The sequence below is a fragment of the Prevotella sp. Rep29 genome (genome assembly GCF_019551475.1).
In the GTDB taxonomy this organism is placed as follows: domain Bacteria; phylum Bacteroidota; class Bacteroidia; order Bacteroidales; family Bacteroidaceae; genus Prevotella.
The window spans coordinates 827,745-849,991 of sequence record NZ_CP047159.1 but is presented as its reverse complement, the minus strand read 5'-3'; the positions used below and the strand labels follow the sequence as shown (position 1 = coordinate 849,991).

The 22,247-nt window shown below is 50.0% G+C and carries 20 protein-coding genes; 7 read left to right on the top strand and 13 right to left on the bottom strand.

The features are described 5' to 3' along the window. Window positions 1-20 precede the first annotated feature (20 nt). Window positions 21-1,562: an IS1634 family transposase gene (locus GRF55_RS03595; protein WP_172774742.1), complete on the bottom strand. Its 1,542-nt coding sequence runs from the start codon at window positions 1,560-1,562 to the stop codon at window positions 21-23. 227 nt (window positions 1,563-1,789) lie between these two features. Between GRF55_RS03595 and GRF55_RS03590 the strand changes: the two genes are divergently transcribed. Next, window positions 1,790-4,039, top strand: coding sequence for a family 20 glycosylhydrolase (locus GRF55_RS03590; protein WP_220369181.1), 2,250 nt, complete (start codon window positions 1,790-1,792; stop codon window positions 4,037-4,039). 21 nt (window positions 4,040-4,060) lie between these two features. Continuing rightward, window positions 4,061-4,735, top strand: a complete 675-nt coding sequence (trmD, locus tag GRF55_RS03585; RefSeq protein WP_220369180.1) for a tRNA (guanosine(37)-N1)-methyltransferase TrmD — start codon at window positions 4,061-4,063, stop codon at window positions 4,733-4,735. Between the two features lie 521 nt (window positions 4,736-5,256). Here trmD and GRF55_RS03580 read toward each other — a convergent pair. Both GRF55_RS03580 and GRF55_RS03575 read right to left on the bottom strand, forming a co-directional pair. Next, window positions 5,257-6,027 (bottom strand): acyl-[acyl-carrier-protein] thioesterase, encoded by a 771-nt coding sequence (locus GRF55_RS03580; protein ID WP_220369179.1) that lies wholly within the window; start codon window positions 6,025-6,027, stop codon window positions 5,257-5,259. 199 nt (window positions 6,028-6,226) lie between these two features. Next, window positions 6,227-7,393, bottom strand: coding sequence for an OmpA family protein (locus tag GRF55_RS03575; protein ID WP_220369178.1), 1,167 nt, complete (start codon window positions 7,391-7,393; stop codon window positions 6,227-6,229). Between the two features lie 257 nt (window positions 7,394-7,650). Here GRF55_RS03575 and cobU point away from each other — a divergent pair, with 257 nt between their 5' ends. From cobU to cobC, 4 genes are read left to right on the top strand one after another with little or no spacing between them, the layout of a single operon-like run. Then, complete coding sequence (gene cobU, locus GRF55_RS03570; protein WP_220369177.1) at window positions 7,651-8,187, top strand: bifunctional adenosylcobinamide kinase/adenosylcobinamide-phosphate guanylyltransferase; 537 nt, start codon at window positions 7,651-7,653, stop codon at window positions 8,185-8,187. Between the two features lie 6 nt (window positions 8,188-8,193). Continuing rightward, entirely contained in the window at window positions 8,194-9,240 is a 1,047-nt protein-coding gene (cobT, locus tag GRF55_RS03565; RefSeq protein ID WP_220369176.1) for a nicotinate-nucleotide--dimethylbenzimidazole phosphoribosyltransferase, read from the top strand. Next, complete coding sequence (cobS, locus tag GRF55_RS03560) at window positions 9,215-10,009, top strand: adenosylcobinamide-GDP ribazoletransferase (protein WP_220369175.1); 795 nt, start codon at window positions 9,215-9,217, stop codon at window positions 10,007-10,009. The genes cobT and cobS overlap by 26 nt, the downstream gene beginning before the upstream one ends. A 14-nt stretch (window positions 10,010-10,023) precedes the next feature. Next, complete coding sequence (gene cobC, locus GRF55_RS03555; RefSeq protein WP_220369174.1) at window positions 10,024-10,554, top strand: alpha-ribazole phosphatase; 531 nt, start codon at window positions 10,024-10,026, stop codon at window positions 10,552-10,554. A gap of 84 nt (window positions 10,555-10,638) precedes the next feature. Here the strand turns inward: cobC and GRF55_RS03550 are convergent, their stop codons facing one another. The 8 genes from GRF55_RS03550 to ffh form a co-directional block, all read right to left on the bottom strand. After that, a complete protein-coding gene (locus tag GRF55_RS03550; RefSeq protein WP_220369173.1) occupies window positions 10,639-13,440 on the bottom strand; it encodes a prolyl oligopeptidase family serine peptidase in 2,802 nt (933 codons plus the stop codon). Window positions 13,441-13,535: 95 nt separating this feature from the next. Continuing rightward, window positions 13,536-14,078: a 2-oxoacid:acceptor oxidoreductase family protein gene (locus tag GRF55_RS03545; protein ID WP_220369172.1), complete on the bottom strand. Its 543-nt coding sequence runs from the start codon at window positions 14,076-14,078 to the stop codon at window positions 13,536-13,538. Window positions 14,079-14,094: 16 nt separating this feature from the next. Then, window positions 14,095-14,865, bottom strand: coding sequence for a thiamine pyrophosphate-dependent enzyme (locus GRF55_RS03540; protein WP_220369171.1), 771 nt, complete (start codon window positions 14,863-14,865; stop codon window positions 14,095-14,097). A 2-nt stretch (window positions 14,866-14,867) separates the two neighbouring features. Beyond that, a complete protein-coding gene (locus GRF55_RS03535; protein ID WP_220369170.1) occupies window positions 14,868-15,953 on the bottom strand; it encodes a 3-methyl-2-oxobutanoate dehydrogenase subunit VorB in 1,086 nt (361 codons plus the stop codon). A gap of 3 nt (window positions 15,954-15,956) precedes the next feature. Next, on the bottom strand, window positions 15,957-16,187 hold the full coding sequence (locus GRF55_RS03530) for a ferredoxin family protein (RefSeq protein WP_220369169.1): 231 nt from the start codon (window positions 16,185-16,187) through the stop codon (window positions 15,957-15,959). 45 nt (window positions 16,188-16,232) lie between these two features. Then, a complete protein-coding gene (locus tag GRF55_RS03525; protein WP_220369168.1) occupies window positions 16,233-16,412 on the bottom strand; it encodes a tetratricopeptide repeat protein in 180 nt (59 codons plus the stop codon). Continuing rightward, the gene (gene folD, locus GRF55_RS03520) at window positions 16,409-17,287 is read right to left on the bottom strand and encodes a bifunctional methylenetetrahydrofolate dehydrogenase/methenyltetrahydrofolate cyclohydrolase FolD (RefSeq protein ID WP_220369167.1); all 879 of its coding nucleotides are present in this window, start codon (window positions 17,285-17,287) and stop codon (window positions 16,409-16,411) included. Before folD ends, GRF55_RS03525 begins: the two co-directional genes overlap by 4 nt. Before the next feature lie 8 nt (window positions 17,288-17,295). Then, a complete protein-coding gene (gene ffh / locus GRF55_RS03515) occupies window positions 17,296-18,642 on the bottom strand; it encodes a signal recognition particle protein (RefSeq protein ID WP_220369166.1) in 1,347 nt (448 codons plus the stop codon). A gap of 197 nt (window positions 18,643-18,839) precedes the next feature. Between ffh and GRF55_RS03510 the strand changes: the two genes are divergently transcribed. After that, entirely contained in the window at window positions 18,840-19,463 is a 624-nt protein-coding gene (locus tag GRF55_RS03510) for a GYF domain-containing protein (RefSeq protein ID WP_220369165.1), read from the top strand. A 445-nt stretch (window positions 19,464-19,908) separates the two neighbouring features. Here GRF55_RS03510 and GRF55_RS03505 read toward each other — a convergent pair whose 3' ends face one another. Together GRF55_RS03505 and GRF55_RS03500 are read right to left on the bottom strand one after the other, a co-directional pair. Then, the gene (locus GRF55_RS03505) at window positions 19,909-21,420 is read right to left on the bottom strand and encodes a tetratricopeptide repeat protein (protein ID WP_220369164.1); all 1,512 of its coding nucleotides are present in this window, start codon (window positions 21,418-21,420) and stop codon (window positions 19,909-19,911) included. 61 nt (window positions 21,421-21,481) lie between these two features. Then, complete coding sequence (locus GRF55_RS03500; protein WP_255563829.1) at window positions 21,482-22,228, bottom strand: M15 family metallopeptidase; 747 nt, start codon at window positions 22,226-22,228, stop codon at window positions 21,482-21,484. Window positions 22,229-22,247 lie beyond the last annotated feature (19 nt).

Genomic DNA, 22,247 nt, shown 5'->3' with positions numbered 1-22,247 from the left:
TCGTCAATGCGCCACCCAAATTAAGATTTGTTGCCAGATATGTCGAAAAGTGGTTTCACTGCGAGGTGCTTCTCCGTCAAGAAGAGTGTCTTAGTGAAGTAAGTCCCGTTTTTAGGCATCCTTACCCTGATTGTCGTGATAGTTTTGGCTGCCTCAAGCACCTTATCGACACTCATCCCAATCTTGTTAATGGCAATGAGTCGCTCCAGTTCCTTATATACCTTATAGGCGATGAAGCAAATGCAGACATGTGCCTCTATCCTACGTTCTGTAAAATGAAACATCGGACGCATTTCCAGAGTTCCTTTTGAAATACGGAATGCACGTTCCACCACCCAGAGTCCATGATACTCGGCAATGACACGCTCGGCGTCAAGGTCTGTATTGGTGATGTAGCCCTTGAGTCCGTCCCACTGGCAGTCCTCTGCAATCTTCTCTTCGCTGATGACGACTTCTATGTCCTTGCTGATTTCAAGAAACTTGTTGTAGCCACGCTTGTTCACCTGACTCTTCGTGATGCGTCCGGTCTTATAGGCTTTTCTCAATCGGACAATTCCGCGGTCACGGTTGTAGGCATCCTTCTTTGCACGCTTGTCGGAATAACTGACGATAAGTCTTTCCCCATTCTCACGTTTGTAGTCGTAACAGGCTTTATCAACCTTCTCTAAAGAGAGAATCCATTGCTTCACGCTTGCGCTCTCGCTCTTGATGCGGGCTCCAAGTATGTAGTTGTAGCCAGCCTCCTGCAGCAAAGTGACATTGTTCTTGTTCATCAAGCCTGAGTCTGCCACCACAACAAAATCTTTCCCCAGATTGAAACGCTGCTTGAAGTCATCTATCATTGGTATCATGGTGAAGCCCTCATACTGGCTGCCGTTGAACAGAGAGTATGAAAGCGGGTAGCCTCCTTCTGATACAAGCAGACCGAGTATAACCTGTGACTCTGCCGTCTTTCCATCCTTTGAAAACCCCGGTTCACGCAATACGTCCGTCTGTGCTGTCTCAAAGTAGAGCGTCGTCACGTCGTAGAACATCAATCCAATCTTGCCTCCGAACAGTTTCCGGGTGTGCTCTACGCTAATCTGCTGCGCAAGCTCCATCTGGGTATTGTAGAGCTTGTCCATGTAGCGATAGATGTGGTTGAGGTCAACATCTTCATCATAATATGACTTCAGGTAATCTACTGTGGCAAGTTTGCTTCTGGGCTGCGACACCCTTGCGATTACCAAATGACGCAGAATCTCATCGGGAATCCGGTTGAAGCCGATGCTGTCATAGACTTGATCAAGCAGAAGCCGAGTACCGTTTATCAACACGTTGTCAATATTGCTAAGGAAACGCTCTGTCTCCTCGACTTCCTTTCCCTTGCGGTCATCAAAGTCAAGTTCTTGCTGACCGCCAAATGAACGTATCCATGCAGCAGCCTTATCGCATAATGAATGTATTTCCTCTTCGGATGTAGAGGAGCCAAACGATTTTATTTCTTTATACTTTCCACTCGCTTTACTGACCACTACCACACTTGTAGAGCCGGAACGATTGTGTTTCTTGCGTACATACATGGTGCAAAGGTACACGTTTTTCGCTTGCGCCACCCAAACCACCCAATAATTTTACGTAACTCGCTGATTATCATTGTGCGCTATATGATGGCGCAAAAAAGTGATGAAGTCAGGAAAACTAGAATTACCGGCATCTCAATAATATCGCCGAAACAGAAGGAAAACACGTCTATTTTTCTCACTTACCCATTTTTTTACTATCTTTGCAGAAACAAATTTGTATTCAGATGAAAAGAAACAGAATCTTATTTACGCTATTGATTGCATTTACAGGCTTGCTCCCATTGCATGCCACGCGCGACATAGTGCCCATTCCCGACCAAATCACGTGGGAGAAGGGCGAGTTCTCCATCACTAAATCGACCACTATCGGTCATGGCAACTTCGCCGACGGGCGACTGGCTGCGGAGTATCTGCAGGCTGCCATCCGACAGATGACCGGACTGACGCTGAAAATCGTGAAGGGCGAAAAGGCGAACATCGTCATCACGACGAGACGGCACGGCGACGATAATTACGAACTGACGGTGAAGAAGAATCGCATCACCATCAACGGCGCTGACTATAACGGCGTTGTGTGCGGCATTGCCACGCTCCGCCAACTGATTGACGGCAAGGCAGTTCCCTGCGTCACTATCACCGACAGTCCGCGCTTCGGATGGCGCGGTTTCCATCTCGACTGCTCCCGACACTTCTTTTCGAAGGACGAGGTCAAGGAAATCATCGACCTCATGGCGCTCTATAAACTCAACCGCTTCCACTGGCACCTCACCGACGACCAGGGATGGCGCATTGAAATCAAGAAATATCCGTTGCTCACCGAGCGCGGAGCATGGCGCACCTACAACAATCAGGACTCTATCTGTCTGCGCCGTGCCGTCACTGAGGACACCGACTACATGCTCTTGCCCGATGCCAAGAAGCGCGTAGAGAACGGCGATACACTCTACGGCGGCTACTATTCGCAGGACGACATCCGCGAAATCGTTGCCTATGCCCGCCAGCGAGGCATCGAGATTGTGCCCGAAATCGACATGCCCGGGCACATGCTGGCAGCTATCAGCAACTACGACGGACTGTCATGCTTCAAGCAAATCGGCTGGGGAAAGGTCTTCACGTCCCCACTCTGCCCGGGAAAGGACAGCATGCTCCGGTTCTGTCGCGACGTGTGGGACGAAGTGTTCCAGCTCTTCCCCTATGAATATGTGCACATCGGTGGCGACGAGGTGGAGAAGGACAACTGGAAGAAGTGTCCCGACTGCCAGCAGCGCATCAAGGACCACCGCCTCAAAGACGAGAAAGAGCTCCAGGCATGGTTCATCAAGGACATGGAGAAATACATCAACAAGCACGGAAGGAAGATGATTGGATGGGACGAAATCATCGAAGGCGGACTCTCTGAGACTGCCACGCTCATGTGGTGGCGCACATGGGAGCCCAACGCCATTCCTCATGCCACGGCACAGGGCAACGACGTCATCTACTGTCCGAACGCACAGTTCTACATCGACTACTCCGAGGACAAGGCGAAACTGCCTGCCATGTACGACTATGAACTGCTTCCCAACACGCTGAACGATGAGCAGAAAAGCCATGTGCTCGGCGTGCAGGCGAACCTTTGGACGGAATGGGTGCCCTCGCGCGAACGGGCATTATATATGTATTTCCCGCGCATCCTGGCACTCTCCGAACTGGCATGGAGCAAACCTGAACGCAAGAATTTCGAGGATTTCCAACGCCGACTGGTGGGACAATACGATTTGCTCAACCGGCTGAACGTTCCCTACCGCATGCCCGACCTCGAGGGATTCTACAACGTGAACGCCTTTACCAACACGGCGACCGTGAGCATCATCAACCGCGACCCGCACGCCACCGTGCGCTACACCACCGACGGCAGCTTCCCCGACAGCAACTCGCCGAAGGTGACACCATCGCTCACCTTCAACGAGACGACCAACCTCATCCTCCGCACTTTCGGACACGGCGGACGGCCGGGCGAAATGTTCAGGACACAATTCATCAAACAGGGCTATCTTGAGCCGGTCAGCGTGACGGAGACGCTGAAAAACGGACTCAATGCCGCGTGGTACGACTTCGTGGGAGAAACCTGCAAACGGATTCCCAAGGCACCGTTCAAAGGCAACTATCCCGTCAGCGATGTCAAAATCCCCGACGGCGTGCGTGGAAATATCGGACTCATCATCACGGGCTACATCCGGGTTCCTGCCGACGACATCTACACGTTTGCACTCAAGAGCGACGACGGCAGCTGGCTGAAAATCGACGGCAACATGATTGTCGATAACGACCGCCCGCAATCGCCTCACGAAGAGACGGGACAGGTGGCGCTCCGGGCTGGCTACCACACCATTGAGGCGCGCTATTTCGACAGCAACGGCGGCATGCTGCGCCTGCACGTGCTCGACAGCAAAGGCAACATTATCAGCCCCCAGCAGCTGTTCTACAGCAAATAGGGGCTTATCACGACGAAAAATATGAGAATAGATATCATCACCGTACTGCCCGAGATGCTCGAAGGATTCATCCACGAGTCCATCCTCGCACGGGCACAGAAGAAAGGTCTGGCAGAAATCCGGCTGCACAACCTGCGCGACTACTCGTCCGACAAATGGCGACGGGTGGACGACTATCCCTATGGCGGCTTCGCAGGCATGGTCATGCAGTGCGAGCCCATTGACCGCTGCATCAGTGCGCTGAAAACGGAAAGGGACTACGACGAGGTCATCTTCACATCGCCCGACGGCGAACAGTTCGACCAGCACGTTGCCAACGATCTCTCGATGAAAGGCAACCTCATCATTCTCTGTGGCCACTACAAAGGCATCGACCAGCGCATACGCGACCATCTCATCACGCGCGAAATCAGCATCGGCGACTATGTGCTCACGGGCGGCGAACTGGCAGCGGCGGTCATTGCCGATGCCGTCGTGCGAATCGTTCCCGGCGTGATTGGCGACGAACAGAGTGCGCTGAGCGACTGCTTCCAGGACGACATGCTCTCCGCACCCATCTACACCCGACCAGCCGACTACAAAGGCTGGAAGGTGCCGGAAATACTGCTGAGTGGCAACGAAGCGAAAATCAAGGAATGGGAAATGGAACAGGCAATGGAGCGCACCCGCCGACTGCGTCCCGACCTGTTGAAATGAGCATGCAGCGGAAACATCTAAAAACCACACTGATTTCAGGGAACGGAATGTGTTAAAATCACATTCCGTTTTAACTTAAAAATTTTCCTTTTTAAGGAATGTATCTTGACAAACGGGTTCTCAATTCTACGAAAACCGAATGCCGATATTTAACTTTCATTTCACAAAACACCCTACCTGTTTAACTTCAGTTTTGTTAATTTCCAAGAAAACGGCAGTTTTCAGCACATAAAAGTGGCACTTTTAGCTTCTAAAAGGGGGACTTTTGGAACCTAAAAGTGCCACTTTCGCATCCTGAAAGTACCCACTTTTACAAAACCGAAAAACGACTTTAAAACCGCAAAACGGTCAGAAACATCTGTAAACACCTCAACGTCAGCCATTTAGAAAAACGATTGAAAAACGGGCGTTTTTCCCATTCGAGGTAGAGATTTTCGCAAAAAACGGCGTATTTTCGCATGATTTGCATTTTCAGCACCTGCGAGTTAGTTGCATATAGCACATATCTCCGCCTGTCGGTGTCACGATTTTTCGAACACCAACTGGCATCGGCACACCTCAATCTCTTCATCGGCACCGACAGGAAGTTTACAGATGCGCACGCAGAAGGTGTCAGGCTCCGTCTCCTCCCGATAGAAACGCAGTTGTTCGCCACAGCGTGTCTCCACCACATAGGCTATCTCGAAGCGGCGCAGGCGGTGCGTCTCATAGAAAGACAGCGGGAAGAGGTCGAGCACATGCTCGATGTATTTGATGCTGTTCACGTGACCGTTCACGTCAATGTCGCTATAGCCGGTGGCTATCTCCCGCACAAACGCTGCCGTCTCGCTCATCTTCACCCGCGAGCTCTTGGCTATCGGACAGACTTTCTCCGCATCCACATAGCCCGACAGCGCCCCGTCGTTCACCTCGAGGATATTGACGGGCTGGCGCGTCTCCGTGTCAATCATCGCCCAGACGGAACGCCCGTAGCCGATAGGTTTTCCCGCTGCATTGACAACGGCGAAGTTTCGGCTGGTGAAATAGCGCATGGCACTCTCCACCCATGTCTCTACGGTGAAACGGTCGTAGGCGCACGGCGTCTCGTCCATCTCGACCGCAAGTCGCGAGAGCACCCACGAACGGCTGATGCTGCTGAGGTATAGCATGCCGAATCCGCGCGCCTCGGCGTGGAAGTCGGCTGCATTGAGCAGGTGATTGCCCAAATGTCCCATCGTGATGCGCTTGTTGAAATCGCAGTGGAAGGGTTCGGCAAGAAATTCATAGCTCCCTACTTTCTCTATCTTTTCCATGATTCGTCTTTTCGTTAAGCTGTTGTTTCCACCTGCAAAGGTACGTCATTTTTCGCAAAACGCTATGCCCCGACAAAAGAAAAACCGGGTCGATAGGAATTTTGGCGGACGATGCAGCAGCTCCACCAAGCACCTGGCACAAAAAATCCCCGCTGCCGAAGCAACGGGGACTTTCTATTCAGTTATGCTTATGTCTTTATTATTTTACATAAACGATAGCCAGACGGTTAGATGTGTTGCCCTGAACACCCTTACCTACAGCCTCGTCAACGATAACGCCGCGGCCCTTCAGGTATTCAGCAACTACGTTTGCACGGTTCTCAGAGAGCTTCTGGTTCAGAGCTGCAGGACCTTCCGGAGAAGCTGTACCTACGATCTGTACGTGAGCACCTTCCTTCACGCCGTCGAGAGCTTTCTTAGCGTCAGCGGTGAGAGTAGATTTGCCCTGTGCGAAGGTTACGAATACGAGGTCGTCAACGCGAACTTCCTTACCAACGGGAACTTCCTTAACAACTTCCTTGATCACTTCCTTCACTTCCGGCTTGCGGTTGCGGAGGTCGTTGATGATACCGTTCAGACGGTCGATTTCGTCCTGATCATAGAGACGAGCGAGTTTGAAGTTGTGAGTACCGTTAGAGTTCTTGAACTTGTAAACAACACCTGCGTTCAGCTGAACAGTAGAACGGTCAACGTTGTATTTGAAGTCTTTCAGACCAGAGAATGTGATAGAAGGCTCAACGAAGATCTGAACAGCCTTTGCAGCACCGAGGTTGAACGCGAAGTTCAAAGCTGCCTTAGAGTTCAGCTCGTTAGCACCATCATTGTAATCATAAATGCCTTGTTGTGCTTCAGCAAGTTCTGAACCATAGAAACCAGATTCGCCCTGATCCCAACGGTTGTATCTACCGAAGCCTTTGCCCCAGCCGAAACCGTAGAGTGCACTAACTTCGAATGTGCGCGGCTCACCTTTGTAACCACCGAAGAGGTTGCTCAGGTTAACCTTTGCCAACAGGTTCACGTTCAGAGCCTTAGCAAAAGTGTTGGTACGAACCTCACGGCTGCGAGCTGTCAGATCATAATCTGCAGTTTGTCCGAGACGATCCATCAATTTTGTCTGTGCGCGGTCGTTGAAATAAACGATACCTTCAGCCACCAAACCGAAAACCGGAGTGATTTCTTTTGTCAAACGAAGACCTGCGTTAGGGTTCGTGTTGCTCAGCCAACGGTTCTGAGTTGTCTTAGTAGCAAGACCACCCTGGATACCGATTGACCAGTTGTCTGAGAATTTGCTTCCTTCAACAGTTACCTGTGCAGAAGCCGTTACTGCCATAGCTGCAGCAGCGAAAAATAAAACTAACTTTTTCATGTTTCTGAATTTGAATTTAATTTATAAATAAGTTAAGAAATGTTTCTATTTCGCTGCAAAGTAAGAAAAAAAACTTGTAACCACCAAATATTTTTCACAAAATATGATGTTTTTCGGGGTAAAAATGTTGATTTTATGGGGTATTTGCCCATTTTCCCGACGTTTTTTCGTAAATTCTTATCAAAAAAGCCTACCTTTGTAGGCATAAGAAAAAGCGATACAAAACCATACGCGCGCGTATTAATAATAATGTGTATATGAAACGAATCATTTTGATTACCGGCGGGCAACGCTCAGGGAAAAGCCTGTATGCCGAACGGCTCGCACTGAGCCTGTCGGAAAATCCCGTCTATCTGGCAACGGCGCATATCTGGGACGACGAGTTCCGGCAGAGAGTGATACACCACCAGCAGCGGCGCGGCAGCAACTGGACCAACATCGAGGAGGAGAAAGCGCTCAGCCGCCATTCGGTAGCAGGACGTGTGGTCGTGATAGACTGCATCACGCTGTGGTGTACCAACTTCTTCTTCGACCGGACGGTGAACGACTGGGAGCAACCCACCGTGGACGAAGCCCTCAAGGCGCTGCAAAAAGAGTTCGACGCATTCACCGCTCAGGACGCCACGTTCATCTTCGTGACCAACGAGATTGGCAGTGGCGGGGTCAGCGACAACGCCATTCAGCGGAAATTCACCGACTTGGAGGGCTGGATGAACCAGTATGTGGCGGAAAGGGCTGACGAAGTGGTGCTGATGGTCAGCGGAATACCCGTAAAAATCAAAGGAAACAAATAAGAAAAGATGAAAGCATTCGACATACGGAAACCCGAAGAGAAACTGCGTGCCAGCATCCGCGAGAAGATAGACAACCTGAACAAGCCGAAAGGTTCGCTCGGCAGACTGGAGTCGCTGGCTGAACAAATCTGCATGATTCAGCAGACGCTCTCACCCACACTGTCACATCCTTGCCACCTGTTGTTCGGCGGCGACCACGGCATCGAGCGCGAGGGTGTCAGCGTCAGTCCGCGCGAAGTGACCTGGCAGCAGATGATTAACTTCACACGCGGTGGCGGCGGCGTAAACATGTTTTGCCGTCAGCACGGCTTCCACCTCCGCATCATCGACGTGGGAGTCGATTACGACCTATCCGACAATCCGCGCATTCTCAACCGGAAAATCGCACGGGGCACCCGCAACTTCCTCTACGAGGCAGCCATGAGCGAGGAAGAATTTGGAAAAGCCATCGATACAGGCATCGAGATGGTGGATTATTGCAGGAAAGAAGGGTGCAACATCATCTGCATGGGCGAGATGGGCATAGCCAACACATCCCCGTCCAGCATCTGGATGAGCATCTTCGGAAACATCCCCTTGAATGAATGTATCGGTATCGGCTCGGGACTGGACAGCGAAGGCGTCAACCACAAGCAACAGATCTTGAATCAAGCTGTCAACAACTTCCAGGCAACCAATCCGAATCCCGCACCGGCAGACATCATCCGCTACTTCGGCGGATTCGAAATGGTGGCTGCCGTCGGTGCGATGCTACGGGCGGCAGAAACAGGAATGGCTGTGATGGTCGATGGCTTCATCATGTCTGCCTGTATGCTGGCAGCATCGCAGTTGGAGCCGAATGTGCTCGACTACGCCATCTTCGGACATTGCGGAGACGAGAGCGGACACAAACGAATGCTTGAACTGATGAATGCCGAACCCTTGCTCCAACTGGGCATGCGGCTCGGCGAAGGGACGGGAGCGCTCTGCTCGTACCCGATTATCGAGAGTGCCGTGCGAATGTTGAACGAAATGAATAATTTTGAAAATGCGAATATCACTAAATACTTCTAAATGGTGGCAGAACGCCTGGGCAGCATTGCTGTTTTTCACGCGACTTCCCCTTTGGCGCATCTACCAACCGCCCAAAGACAGTTATAAGGCTGTCGTGGAGTTCTGGCCACTGGTGGGCTGGCTCACGGGCGGTGCCATGGCTGCGACCCTCTATTTCGGCAGTATGCTGTTCCCCTATCCTATCGCCGTTTTGCTCACCATCCTGCTGCGACTGCTGCTGACGGGCGCCCTGCACGAAGACGGACTGGCAGATTTCTGCGACGGCTTCGGCGGAGGAAAGGACCGACAACGCATCCTCGACATCATGAAAGACTCCCACATCGGGACTTACGGGGTCATCGGACTCATCGTATATTTCGCCCTGCTCTTCACGGCACTTGTCAGCCTGTCGCCGAAGATGGCAGCCCTGACCATCCTTGCTGCCGACCCGTTCGCCAAGATGGTTGCCGGACAGATTGTGCAGATGATGCCCTATGCACGGACGGAAGAAAGCGCAAAAGCAAACGTCGTCTATCGAAAAATCACGCTCTCTTCAGCCATCGTACTGGCTTTTCAGGGCTTGCTGCCACTCGTTCCTTTCATGTATAGCTTCGGAGCCGATATCCGATGGGAATATATCATCTTCATCCCCTGCCTGACAATGTACGGACTCTACCTGCTCATCTGGCACCGGCTGCGCGGATATACGGGCGACTGCTGCGGCGCATTGTGCCTGCTGATTGAGCTGACGTTTTACATCGTTGTCGCAACGGTCAGTTTTCAAGGATAAATCTCTTCACGAACATGGAAATCATACTCATCAGACATACCCGTGTAGGGGTAGAAAAAGGCACCTGCTACGGCTGGAGCGACGTGCCGTTAGCCGACACATTTGAAACCGAAGCCCTTGCCACGAAACGGCAGTTGGAGACGTTCGGCACTTTCGACGCCGTATTCTCCTCACCACTGAGTCGTGCACGCAAGTTGGCTGACTTCTGTGGCTATCCGGATGCCAGGCTCGACGACCGCCTGAAAGAGATGAACATGGGCGATTGGGAGATGCAGAAGTATGAGGAAATCACCGACCCGTACATCCAGGAATGGTACAAGGACTACCTCCATCTGCCCACTCCGCACGGAGAAAGTTTTCCGATGATATATCAACGAGTGAGCCAGTTCCTCGACGAACTCAAGCGGCAGCCTTTCAGACGCGTAGCCATCTTTGCCCATGGAGGCGTGCTCATCTGCGCCGGCATCTACGGCGGACTGTTTCCCAAGGACAGTTGCTTCAATCACCTGACCGACTATGGCGGCATAGAACGCATCGAAATCTGAAAAGCCACTCGCTCCTGAAAAACAAAAGAGCGGTGCTCCTCAAACATGAGAAGCACCGCTCTTTCTTGATTATCTTCGTGAAACTTACTCTGAAGCCTCTTCAAAACCGAAATACTGTCCTTTGCGGAGCGACGGAATACCATCCTTCATCCATGCCGGGCACGGAGCTCCTTTCAGATAATGGTCGAAGAACTGCTGCAGACGAACGGAAAGGTCCTTGCGATTGCGACGCTCCTTCAGGTTATGAGCCTCGTTGTTGTATTGAAGCATCCACGCCGGCTTACCCAACCGTCGGAGTCCCATGAACATCTCTATTCCCTGATACCAAGGCACGGCACCGTCGGCATCATTATGCATAATCAGCACCGGTGTCTGCACATTGGGCAGGGTGAACAAGCAGGAATTGCGCAGGTAAAGGTCTGGCGCTTCCCAGAGGTTCTTTCCGATGCGGCTTTGTGTCTGCTCATACTGGAACTGCCGACTCATACCACTCTCCCAACGGATACCGCCATAAGCACTGGTCATGTTCGAAACCGGAGCGCCGGCACCCGCTGCCTTGAACATATTGGTACGCGTGATGAGGTAAGCCACCTGATAGCCACCCCACGACTGCCCTTGTATTGCCATATTGTCGCCATCAATCCAAGAATATTGGTTCTTGAGCGACTCCGCGCCACTGCAGATACAGTTGTAGGCAGCCTCGCCGGGAAGACCGTCTTTCTTATACAGGATATCGGGTACGAACACGATATAGCCACGGCTGCAATAGAACGCGAGGTTGACCGTTGACCAGCTTGGCTGCGGCGCCACGTAACTATACAGACTTTCCGAACGCCGTTCATAGAAATAAATCATCACCGGATATTTCTTGTTCGGGTCAAAATCCTCGGGCTTATACAAGATGCCCTCCAAAGGAGTTCCGTCATAGGCGGTCCAATGATACAACTCCGCCGTTCCCCAGTTATAGTCTTTCTGCTGCGGATTGATGGCTGTCAGCTTCTCCTGAGTAGCAAAGCGGTCGGTCGTCTCATACACATCCATCGGCTTTTCAAAATTGCCTTTGCAATAGATATAGGCATCAGCCTTCTCGGCACGACGCACTTGCGAATAAGTATGTCCGTCAAGTGTCAGCATCCGTGGTACGGCTGCGGTGGCGGCATTGACCATCGCATAGCCATTCTCCTTGGTCGTGCGGTCGAACACTCTCAACAACATATTCTCAGACGGAGCAATGAAGCGTGCCTCCTCGTCATATTTCTTATTTTCATAACGGAATACGCGATTGGTCTTTCGTCCTTCACCGGCGGTCAGACAAACAGCCTTTCCCTTTCCGTTAGCGGGAATCTTCCAAATATCATAGCGGTCGTAAACCATCACTTCACGGTCGCCTTTCGTCCATCCCGCAATACCGTAAGGATCGGGCATCAAAGGATGGTCATCGTCCTCGTCCCAGAAGTTCACGCCTAATGCTGCTGTCAGATTTCTGGTATGACCAGCCGCCACATCATAAATCATCCACTGCTGTTCACGCAGGTCGAACCAGACGATATATTTTCCGTCGGGTGATGCGGACGCTCTGGAGAACGCTCCTGTAGCTATTGCCCGACGGCTGCCATTATCCAGACTGACGAGAGACAGCGTCTCCTCGTTCTGTCCGTTCCATTGCGTTTCAACCACCGTCCGGGTCTGGTCTATCGACAAGGCATAACCTGTATTACCACGGTTCAACAACCGAATCTGATCATATTTCGACAGCGTGAGTGGTATCATCTGATTGGAAGACGCGTTATACACTGCCAGATTGGTACGGCGCTGATCCCGTCTCAGGTTCACATTCATCATTGGAGGCAGTTCCGGGGCATCCCATCGCCACACATCCAGTCCGGCAGTCTCGAAAGGTACCAGCGTGGTGTCTTTCGGTGCCAGTTCTTGTGCTACGCCGGCAAATATGCGCTTCCCGTCGTGGCTGAAATAAGGTGTGCTATACTCATTCAGTCCCCATCCCTTAGGCAGATTTCCGAAATCAGAGAGGGAAATCAGTCGACGGGCTTTTGCCGACATAAAATCCTTTGATGATTTCGGCAGCGAGAATGTGTATAATTCACAATGCTTAGAGCCTGAGCTCAGCGTATCGTTCGCCACGAGATACAACAATTGTGTTCCCTCCTCATTGAATACCGGCTGTGTATGGAAACGATAATTGTCTTTCAGTGTATTCACGTGACGGCTCTTCATGTCAACAACAACCACCGCCGAACTGTCTTTCTTCGGTTGTGTCATCAGTGCCAAAGTCTTTCCATACTTATCAAATGCATAGTTCGCCACATGCTTGAAGGTATCTCTATCTTCCGTTGAGAAACGGCACACGATGAGCGGACGACCGATATCTTTCTTGTCGCGTTGCTTTTTCGGAATCAATGCTGTGTCGGACGAAAGGAACGCAAAGCCGTCAGATGCTTTCTTACCTATCTTATAGGAAGACACATGGGCATATTTTTTCACTTCTCCCGTAGCGAGCGTGATGACAGCCAACGTATCTTTCGGCATCTCGAAAGCCTTTTTCTTCTTTATCTTCGCCTGTCGGGTGTCTTTAAAGAATGGTTTTATCAAACAAAGGGCATACTGCTCATCGGGCGTAAGCGTGAGCCGATAGCCGCGTGGAATTTCGATTGTCTTTCCCTGACGCGAACGAATCGACAGGTTTCCGTCGCCCTCTTGCGGACTGACGATATAGGCGATATAGTTTCCGGTGGGGGAAATGATGGTTGTGTCCACCTTCTGCCAACTGTCATAGACCGTATGGTCGAGCGGCTTTTTCTGCGCACTTGCAGGGAGTGCGAACAACAGCAAGGCAAAAATCTTCAGTTTCATATCAGATAGAATCATAATTCTTAGTGGTTATTTATAATAAGGTATAAGGTATAAAGGGGCAGTACTAAAAACGTTTTCAGCACTGCCCCTTCCATGTAAAGCCTCTTAGTTTATTGCTTTTCCATAATCTTCTGACCCTCTGCCACGGCATCCATATTGAGAGGAATCAAGCCGTGATGGCGCTCGGGAAGCGTCTTGTAGAGCGCTTTCTCCAAACCGTTGAGTGTCACTACAGGGCAGACTTTCAGCAGTCCGCCGAGCACGATCATGTTGAACACCTTCGTATTCTTCATCTCCACAGCCTTGTCGGTTGCGCTGATGCGATAAACCTCGATATCTTTCCGTGTAGGAGGATTGATGATACCGTTGCTGTCGTAAATCAGTACACCGCCGGGCTTCACCTTCGACTCGAACTTGTCAAGTGAAGGCTGGTTGAGCACGATGGCTACATCATACTTACTGAGGATGGGCGATGACACGCGGTCGTCACTCACGATGACTGTCACATTGCAAGTTCCGCCTCGCTGCTCCGGTCCATATGCCGGCATCCATGTCACTTCTTTATCTTCCATCAGTCCGGAATAAGCCAGAATCTTACCCATAGAGAGCACACCCTGACCACCGAATCCTGAAATAATTATTTCTTTTTTCATAGTTTTATTGTTTTAATTACATACCCGTTGTGTCTTTGAGGTCACTCTTCTCATAGAAGGGGAACATATTCTCCTTCATCCATTCATTGGCTTTCACAGGAGTAAGTTTCCAACCACTGTTACAAGTGCTTACAAATTCCACGAGACTTGAGCCTTTTCCTGCCATAGAGGCTTCGAAAGCTTTGCGAAGCGCCTTCTTTGCCTTGCGGATAGAAGCTACGCTCTCCACGCTCTGGCGTGTAACGAAGCATGTACCCTCCATCTGTGCTGCCATTTCGGTAATCTTCAATGGGTATCCGTGCAAGTCTGCCTGACGACCGTAAGGACAAGTTGCGGTCTTCTGTCCGAGCAGTGTGGTCGGAGCCATCTGTCCACCTGTCATTCCATAGATGGCATTGTTGATGAAGATGATGACGATGTTCTCGCCACGGTTGAGTGCGTGGATAGACTCTGCCGTACCGATACATGCGAGGTCACCATCGCCCTGATAGGTAAACACGAGGCGGTCTGGCCAGAGACGCTTAATAGCTGTAGCAACAGCGGGAGCACGACCGTGGGCAGCTTCCTGCCAGTCGATGTCAATATAACGATAGGCAAATACCGAGCATCCTACCGGCGATACGCCGACAGACTTGTCTTCCATGCCCATTTCTTCAATTACTTCCGCTACCAACTTATGTACGACTCCGTGTGAGCATCCCGGGCAATAGTGCATGGGAACGTCGTTCATGAGCGTCGGCTTCTTGTACACCAGATTCTCCGGTGCTATGATTTTGTTCTCTTCCATCTTTACTTCATCAATTTAGTTTTCAATGCATTAACAATCTCTTCGGGGTCTGGCACCATACCGCCCAGACGACCAAAATGCTCAACAGGTACTTCACCGTTGATGGCAAGACGCACGTCCTCCACCATCTGTCCGGCATTGATTTCAGCAACGAGCACACCCTTCTTTCCGTGTGCCATCGCAGCAATTTCCTTTGTCGGGAACGGCCATACGGTAATCGGACGGAACAAACCGACCTTGATACCTTCTGCACGGGCGTTTTCGATAGCTTTTTCTGCAATACGCGCTGCACTTCCGAAGGAAACGATGATGTAATCAGCGTCTTCGCAGTTCTGAGTTTCATAGCGAACTTCGTTCTCACGAATCATCTGATATTTTTTCTGGAGATGGATGTTGCGCTGTTCCATTACCTCTGACTGAAGTTCAAGAGAGGTGATGATGTTCGGCTCGCGGTCTTTTGTGCGTCCGAATGTTGCCCACGGGCATTCCTTCTTGATTTCTTCTTCGGTACGACGAGGTTTTTGCGGAGGCAGAATCACTTTTTCCATCATCTGTCCGATGACTCCGTCTGAGAGAATCATTGCCGGGTTGCGATACTTGAAGGCAAGTTCGAAGGCAAGATCCATGAAGTCTGCCATTTCCTGAACGGAGTTCGGGCAGAGGGTTATCACATAGTAGTCGCCGTTACCACCGCCACGGGTTGCCTGGAAGTAGTCACCCTGTGAGGGCTGGATGGTTCCCAGACCGGGACCGCCACGCTGTACATTCACGAACACGCCGGGCAATTCTGCACCTGCCATGTAGGCGATACCTTCCTGCATCAATGCGATACCGGGACTTGATGAAGAGGTGAAAGCACGCTTACCTGCACCTGCAGCACCATAAATCATGTTGATGGAAGACGTCTCGCTCTCTGCCTGGAGCACAACCATTCCCGTCGTCTCCCAAGGCTTCAGCTCTGCGAGTGTTTCCAATACTTCACTTTGCGGTGTAATCGGGTAACCGAAATATCCGTCGCAACCGCATCTGATGGCAGCGTGAGCTATCGCTTCGTTGCCTTTCATCAATTTTACTTCTTGTTCTGCCATTCGTTAGTCCTCCATTTTTTTACGATAAACCGTGATACAGCCGTCGGGACATACAATCGCGCATGATGCACATCCCACACAAGCCTCTTGTTTGACTGGTTCAACGTACGGATAACCGTGAACGTTCACCTTGTTTGCCAGGGCAATAACATCCTGAGGGCAAGCAACGACGCAGAGCGAGCATCCTTTACACCTGTCTGTGTTTACCACAATGGCTCCTTTAATTTTACTCATAATGCTTTTTAGTTTTACGACTGTCCGAGAACAGTCTTGGTTTATTTAAGGGTTATAAAAATCTTTGCAATAGTAGTTCATGATGCTCTCGAGCATCTCCTTGGCGTGCACCGCCGGACTGTCCGCATCGAGTTCTATCGCTGCCCGATAGTGGTTCAGCGCCTCTTGATAGTTTCCTTTCTGGCGATACTCGTTTCCTTTGATATAATATTCTTCTGCCGTCATCCGTAGAACTCCTTTCTGCCTGCTGCGAGCGTATTCTTCATCAGTGAACAGATGGTCATCGGTCCGACGCCTCCGGGGACGGGGGTGATGTATGAGCATTTCTCTGCCACTTCGTCAAACTTCACGTCGCCATTAAGCCTGAAGCCGCTCTTGCGGGTTGCATCCGGCACGCGGGTCGTTCCCACGTCAATCACGACGGCACCTTCCTTGACCATATCTGCTGTCACAAAATCAGGTTGTCCTATCGCGGCGATGATGATATCTGCCTGCCGGCACTCTTCCTTGAGCGTTTTTGAATGGCTGTGGCAAACCGTCACCGTGGCATCGCCGTAGTTTTTCTGCATCATCAGCTGTGCCATCGGCTTTCCTACGATATTGGAACGTCCGAGTATCACGCATTTCTTTCCCGACGTCTCTATTCCCCATCTCTTCAGAAGGGTGATGATGCCGAGCGGTGTCGCCGAGATGAAACAAGGGAGTCCGATTGCCATTCGCCCTACATTGACGGGATGGAATCCATCCACGTCTTTCCGATAGTCGATTGCCATGATGACTTTCTGCTCGTCAATATGCTTAGGCAGCGGCAACTGCACGATAAATCCGTCCACGTCGTCATCCTCGTTCAGTTCGTTCACCTTTGCCAGCAGTTCGTCTTCGGTCACGTCTTCCTCGAAGCGGATGAGCGATGACTTGAACCCACATGCCTCGCACGCGATTACCTTATTTTTCATATATGACTCTGAGCCGCCGTCGTGTCCCACCAGGATGGCTGCGAGGTGCGGGCGCTTGCCGCCTGCTGCCACGATGTTGTTCACCTCCTCAGAGATTTCAGCCTTGATGGCTGCTGCTGTTGCTTTTCCGTCAATCAGTTCCATATTCTGTATTACATTCTCGGCATTCCGCCTTTCATGTTCATCATGTTTTTCATCATATTCATTTTCGAGCCGCCGGCAACCATCTTCATCATTTTCCGGGTCTGGTCGAACTGCTTAATCAGTCGGTTCACTTCCTGGATATCAGTCCCCGAGCCTTTGGCGATGCGCATTTTCCGGCTTTGGTTGAGCACCTCGGGATGCGAGCGCTCGTGCGGTGTCATGCTCTGAATGATGGCTTCAATGCCCTTGAACGCATTGTCATCGATGTCCAGGTCCTTGATGGATTTCCCCACGCCGGGAATCATCGCTGCCAGGTCTTTCAGACTTCCCATCTTCTTGATTTGCTGAATCTGCTTCAGGAAGTCTTCAAAGTCAAACTGGTTTTTCTTGATTTTCTTCTCCAGCCGCTTTGCCTCTTCCTCATCGTACTGCTCCTGGGCACGCTCCACGAGTGAGACGATGTCGCCCATTCCAAGGATTCGGTCTGCCATTCGTTCGGGATGGAACACGTCGATGGCTTCCATCTTCTCGCCCGTACCCACAAACTTGATGGGTTTCGTCACCACGGTGCGGATAGACAGGGCTGCTCCGCCTCGCGTGTCGCCGTCAAGCTTTGTCAGGATGACGCCGTCAAAATCCAGCCGGTTGTTGAATTCCTTGGCGGTATTCACCGCATCCTGTCCGGTCATGGAATCGACCACGAACAGTGTTTCGTCGGGATTGACTGCCTTTTTCAGCGTCTCTATCTCGTTCATCATCTCCTCGTCAATCGCCAGACGTCCGGCAGTGTCGATGATGACGATGTCGTTGGCTTTCGCTTTTGCTTCCTGAATGGCGTGCTGGGCTATCTCGACAACATTCTTGTTTCCTTCTTCCGAATAGACGGGCACATCTATTTGCGCTGCCACCACTTTCAGCTGCTCGATGGCTGCCGGGCGATACACGTCACACGCCACGAGCATCGGCTTCTTGTGCTGCTTGGTCTTGAGCATGTTGGCAAGCTTGCCTGAGAATGTCGTCTTACCTGAACCTTGCAGACCCGACATCAGGATGATGGCGGGGCGGTTCTCCAATTTCAGTCCGACGGCTTCGCCACCCATCAGCTGGGCAAGCTCGTCATGAACGAGTTTCACCATCAGCTGTCCCGGCTTCACAGCCGTCAGCACGTTCATTCCCAGCGCCTTCTCCTTCACCCGGTCGGTAAAGTCGCGCGCCACTTTGTAGTTGACGTCGGCATCCACCAACGCCCGACGCACGTCCTTCAGCGTCTCGGCTACATTTATCTCAGTAATCTTTCCTTCTCCCTTAAGTATTTTAAAGGAGCGCTCCAGTCTGTCACTTAAGTTCTCAAACATTGATTCTTTCCTTTTCGGTTTTTCATTTTTTCAGCGGTTCCCGAAGGAGTTCCGCTTTTCCCATGCAAAAGTAATAAAAAAAATACATATAATCATATTTTGAAATGGTTTTTTTGAAGAATTCACGATATTCATTTCAATATTTTGTCATTTCCCGATTTTTTATTACCTTCGCCCCGTATTTAATCTTTACAAATATGAAATATTACATCGCAGTGAACAACGAACGCCAGGGACCTTTCACCACAGAGGAACTGGCTCAGAAAGGCATCACCGCCGACACGCTTGTGTGGACTGAAAACATGGTTGACTGGCAACCGGCAGGTTCGCTCGACGAGTTGCGCCCCTTCATCAGGCAAGCACAGGCAGTGCCGTCACAGGTTTCTGCTCCCAAGAAGAAAAAGAAATCGGGTTGCATGATTACGCTCCTCATCGCACTGATAGTGCTCGCACTGGCTGTCGGCGCGGCAGCACTGACCAATCCCTCGAAGGAAACGCATCAAAAGGAACTGTCGGGCATTCTGAGTGAGGCTATCAAAGAGACACTCAAGACCAAAAACACATCTGGCTTTGAACTTGACGCTGTTTACGACAAGGTCGTGCCGAGAATCATTGAGAACGTCTCCAACGAACTGCTGGACTACAACAATTATTTCGTATTCTCCACCTGCAACCTCAAGACCGACGAGAACAAGCGCGCCACAATCGGTGCCTTCGGAAAGGTTTACACCGCCGATAAAGACGAAGTGAAGAAAGTGCTTATGGACGCTCTGAAGAATATGGAATCGCTCGGAGAAAACCTCTCGAACTTCGGCGTTTGACCACTCAAATCTCACGATTCGACGCAAATCCGACGATTCTTGTTGCCGTCCTGACAACTCATTCAGCGCCTTGCTGCAATTGTATATTTATACACAGGCACAGGTTTGGGAATGCATTTCGTAAACCATTGATTCCCAACCTGTTAAGAAGTGCTTTCCAAAAGTTGAACTTTTAGCTTGCAAAAGTTCAACTTTCAGGCTGTAAAAGTTCAACTTTTAGAGCGCAAAACTTCAACTTTTGGAAAACGAAAGTTCAACCCTGTGTATTTATTCACTTTTCCACCCGTTTTTGCATGTTTATTCACATAGTCAGTTTCCACATTTCATCTATTGTCTCTTGCACAACATTTATAACGGGTTCTATGGTAAACAGGATAAAAACCAAATATTTCAGAAATGAAGAATCCACACTCTCATACAGAAAGCGTGGATTCTTATAATGCTATTATTTGTTGTAGTTTTCTTCTATGAAATTCTTAAAGCCATCACCTTCACTCATGAATAGCTCCAACAGTTTTTCCAAATTCTCATTTTCACCAAGAACATGCTTGTTGGAATTGTACAACTTCAGCACCTCTAACACACCTCTTTCAAAGATTTCCTTGTTCCATTCCTTCTGATGTGAAGTTAAGGAATAGAAAGAGCAACCAGCCAAATAAGCTGTCAGATAATCAGCGTTTGTATTTGCCCAATCCATCACCTTCGCTCCAATATTGACATGCACATCAGGTGAAGCTACAGACCATGCAAGTATATATTTCCTTACATCAGGAATATCCTTTGAGTCTATTGTATGTGTCATAAAGAATTTGCAGGCAGCCATAGCGTCTATATTATGCCTACGCGCTTCCTCCGCCGTACTGAACTCCACAAAATCGGGAACATATCCAAATTTCAGGTCACCCTTGAACACTCCAAGTTCATCTATAGTATTCCATAAGCGTTCCTCCTCGCTTTTATGACCTGTAAGCCAGTTGGCATTAGATATATACTGTACCTTGGCATTTTTCATAGCCACATGGAAGAAACACTCCAACAGTCCCTGTCGCTTCAACTCGGAAAAGAAATGCACAATACCATCATTCACCAAGTCGTATGCATACGAGAAGGGAACAGGAACACCAAGAGTGTCACTGCATATTGCAGGAATGACGGTGGTAAATATGTCATACAACCTACCGAATTCGGATGGCTCAGCCTTTAGCACTTCCTTCACTTTGTTCAGTGAAAGAGTGGTCAATGGTCCGGAATCAGGATCTAGTTCCTTATTTTCCCATTCGTTTAATGCTGCTTCAAGTGCGCCAATCCTTTCACCTGCCAACAGGGCGGTTATTCCCAAATAGGCGATAGCATTATAATATGCACCAATATCAGCCATAAGTCGCCCATAAATTAAGTAACTACTAGGATGAGTGGCTTTACATTCTATTGAATTATCAAGATGATCGGAAATCTGCTGCTCACGATCTTCAATCTTTGCCTTATCCTCATCTTTAAGATTATAGAGAGTCAAAGCCTTGTTGTAATTAATAAGCTGAGTGGTGGAGACATCAGAAGGAGAAACATATTCCAATGCCTTATCATACACCTCCAGAGCCTGCATTGCCTCACCATCATCATCTAGGAGATTTGCATAAGCCATGTAAGGGAGCGACACATCTTCGCCGGTATTTCCTTTCTTATACAACTTCCCAAGTAGTTTCTTAGCCTCTGCCCTCTTGCCCATAGCCTCCAGACTATATGCTTTCTCGTATATCAGCGTAGCGTTGTAAGGAAGCAGTTTCAATCCTTCATCATACTTTTTGATAGCCTCTTCAAATTTTCCCTGATCATGAAGAGCTATACCTTCCTTACACAAGGCTTCTGCCTTTCCCAATTTCTCATCCGCTTCTTGTCCATATGCAAACGAAATGGTAAATATCACCATCAACAGGAATAAAATTCTTTTTGTTTTCATTTAACTATGTAATTTATATAATTTACAAAAACTCCGTTCGGGGGATATGCAATCCGCCCGCTCACTCTCCAATCAGTTCAAAATGCTGGAAGTCCTTACACGTTCTCCAGTCACCGCCCCACTCAAAGCCTGCCTCGGTGAAAAGTTTGAAGCAGAGGTCGTTGTGGTCTATCTTATAGGGGAATGACTTCGTGCGGTCGCAGTATTCAGCAGCCGTAGCAGGTTGGATGAAGCGAGTGCCGTCGGCTCTGTCCTTGTAGTAAGGATTATAGAGCGTATTGATGTCCACTGCCAGCCCACGGGCATGTTTTGACAGCTTGGTGGAGCCAGCGATGGCGCGGTAGCAAAAACACGACGAGTTGTTGTCGCGCATCTGCGTCTCGTCGTCAGCGTTATAGACGTCGGGCAGCACCATCCGCTGGATGGGGTATTTCGCATCGAAGAGCTGACGCAGGATGCGTGCCACGCGGTCGGCAATCTCCTTGTTGCAAATCATCTCGCCGACATGCATCTGATTGTCATAGTCCCAGTGCAGTGCGCGGATATGGCGCAGGTCACCACGCCCAATGTGCGGATTCTCCTTATAAGTCTTTCCCTGCATCCTCGCCCATACGCCATCGGGGATAGGTTCCGCAGCGAAACACTTGTCGATGCCTCCGTAGGCTGCCACGGCTTCAGCTAAGACAGTCTTTCCTGCCTGCCATTCCGTGAGCACCGTCAAGTCTGCTATCGTATTGTCATCACTCTTGCTGCACGCTGTCAGCACAGCCATCAGGAGTGCTGAGATAAAAATCGTCATTCGTTTCATATCAGTTAAGTTTTTACTG

Excerpts from the sequence above, each read along its gene's own strand:
- GRF55_RS03505 (WP_220369164.1), bottom strand. The coding sequence starts at position 21,420 with ATGAAAACAAAAAGAATTTTATTCCTGTTGATGGTGATATTTACCATT.
- GRF55_RS03545 (WP_220369172.1), bottom strand. The coding sequence starts at position 14,078 with ATGAAAAAAGAAATAATTATTTCAGGATTCGGTGGTCAGGGTGTGCTC.
- cobS (WP_220369175.1), top strand. The coding sequence starts at position 9,215 with ATGCGAATATCACTAAATACTTCTAAATGGTGGCAGAACGCCTGGGCA.
- cobT (WP_220369176.1), top strand. The coding sequence starts at position 8,194 with ATGAAAGCATTCGACATACGGAAACCCGAAGAGAAACTGCGTGCCAGC.
- folD (WP_220369167.1), bottom strand. The coding sequence starts at position 17,287 with ATGGAACTGATTGACGGAAAAGCAACAGCAGCAGCCATCAAGGCTGAA.
- cobU (WP_220369177.1), top strand. The coding sequence starts at position 7,651 with ATGAAACGAATCATTTTGATTACCGGCGGGCAACGCTCAGGGAAAAGC.
- GRF55_RS03540 (WP_220369171.1), bottom strand. The coding sequence starts at position 14,865 with ATGGAAGAGAACAAAATCATAGCACCGGAGAATCTGGTGTACAAGAAG.
- GRF55_RS03550 (WP_220369173.1), bottom strand. The coding sequence starts at position 13,440 with ATGATTCTATCTGATATGAAACTGAAGATTTTTGCCTTGCTGTTGTTC.
- GRF55_RS03595 (WP_172774742.1), bottom strand. The coding sequence starts at position 1,562 with ATGTATGTACGCAAGAAACACAATCGTTCCGGCTCTACAAGTGTGGTA.
- GRF55_RS03500 (WP_255563829.1), bottom strand. The coding sequence starts at position 22,228 with ATGAAACGAATGACGATTTTTATCTCAGCACTCCTGATGGCTGTGCTG.
- ffh (WP_220369166.1), bottom strand. The coding sequence starts at position 18,642 with ATGTTTGAGAACTTAAGTGACAGACTGGAGCGCTCCTTTAAAATACTT.
- GRF55_RS03535 (WP_220369170.1), bottom strand. The coding sequence starts at position 15,953 with ATGGCAGAACAAGAAGTAAAATTGATGAAAGGCAACGAAGCGATAGCT.
- GRF55_RS03590 (WP_220369181.1), top strand. The coding sequence starts at position 1,790 with ATGAAAAGAAACAGAATCTTATTTACGCTATTGATTGCATTTACAGGC.
- trmD (WP_220369180.1), top strand. The coding sequence starts at position 4,061 with ATGAGAATAGATATCATCACCGTACTGCCCGAGATGCTCGAAGGATTC.
- GRF55_RS03580 (WP_220369179.1), bottom strand. The coding sequence starts at position 6,027 with ATGGAAAAGATAGAGAAAGTAGGGAGCTATGAATTTCTTGCCGAACCC.
- GRF55_RS03575 (WP_220369178.1), bottom strand. The coding sequence starts at position 7,393 with ATGAAAAAGTTAGTTTTATTTTTCGCTGCTGCAGCTATGGCAGTAACG.
- GRF55_RS03525 (WP_220369168.1), bottom strand. The coding sequence starts at position 16,412 with ATGACGGCAGAAGAATATTATATCAAAGGAAACGAGTATCGCCAGAAA.
- GRF55_RS03510 (WP_220369165.1), top strand. The coding sequence starts at position 18,840 with ATGAAATATTACATCGCAGTGAACAACGAACGCCAGGGACCTTTCACC.
- GRF55_RS03530 (WP_220369169.1), bottom strand. The coding sequence starts at position 16,187 with ATGAGTAAAATTAAAGGAGCCATTGTGGTAAACACAGACAGGTGTAAA.
- cobC (WP_220369174.1), top strand. The coding sequence starts at position 10,024 with ATGGAAATCATACTCATCAGACATACCCGTGTAGGGGTAGAAAAAGGC.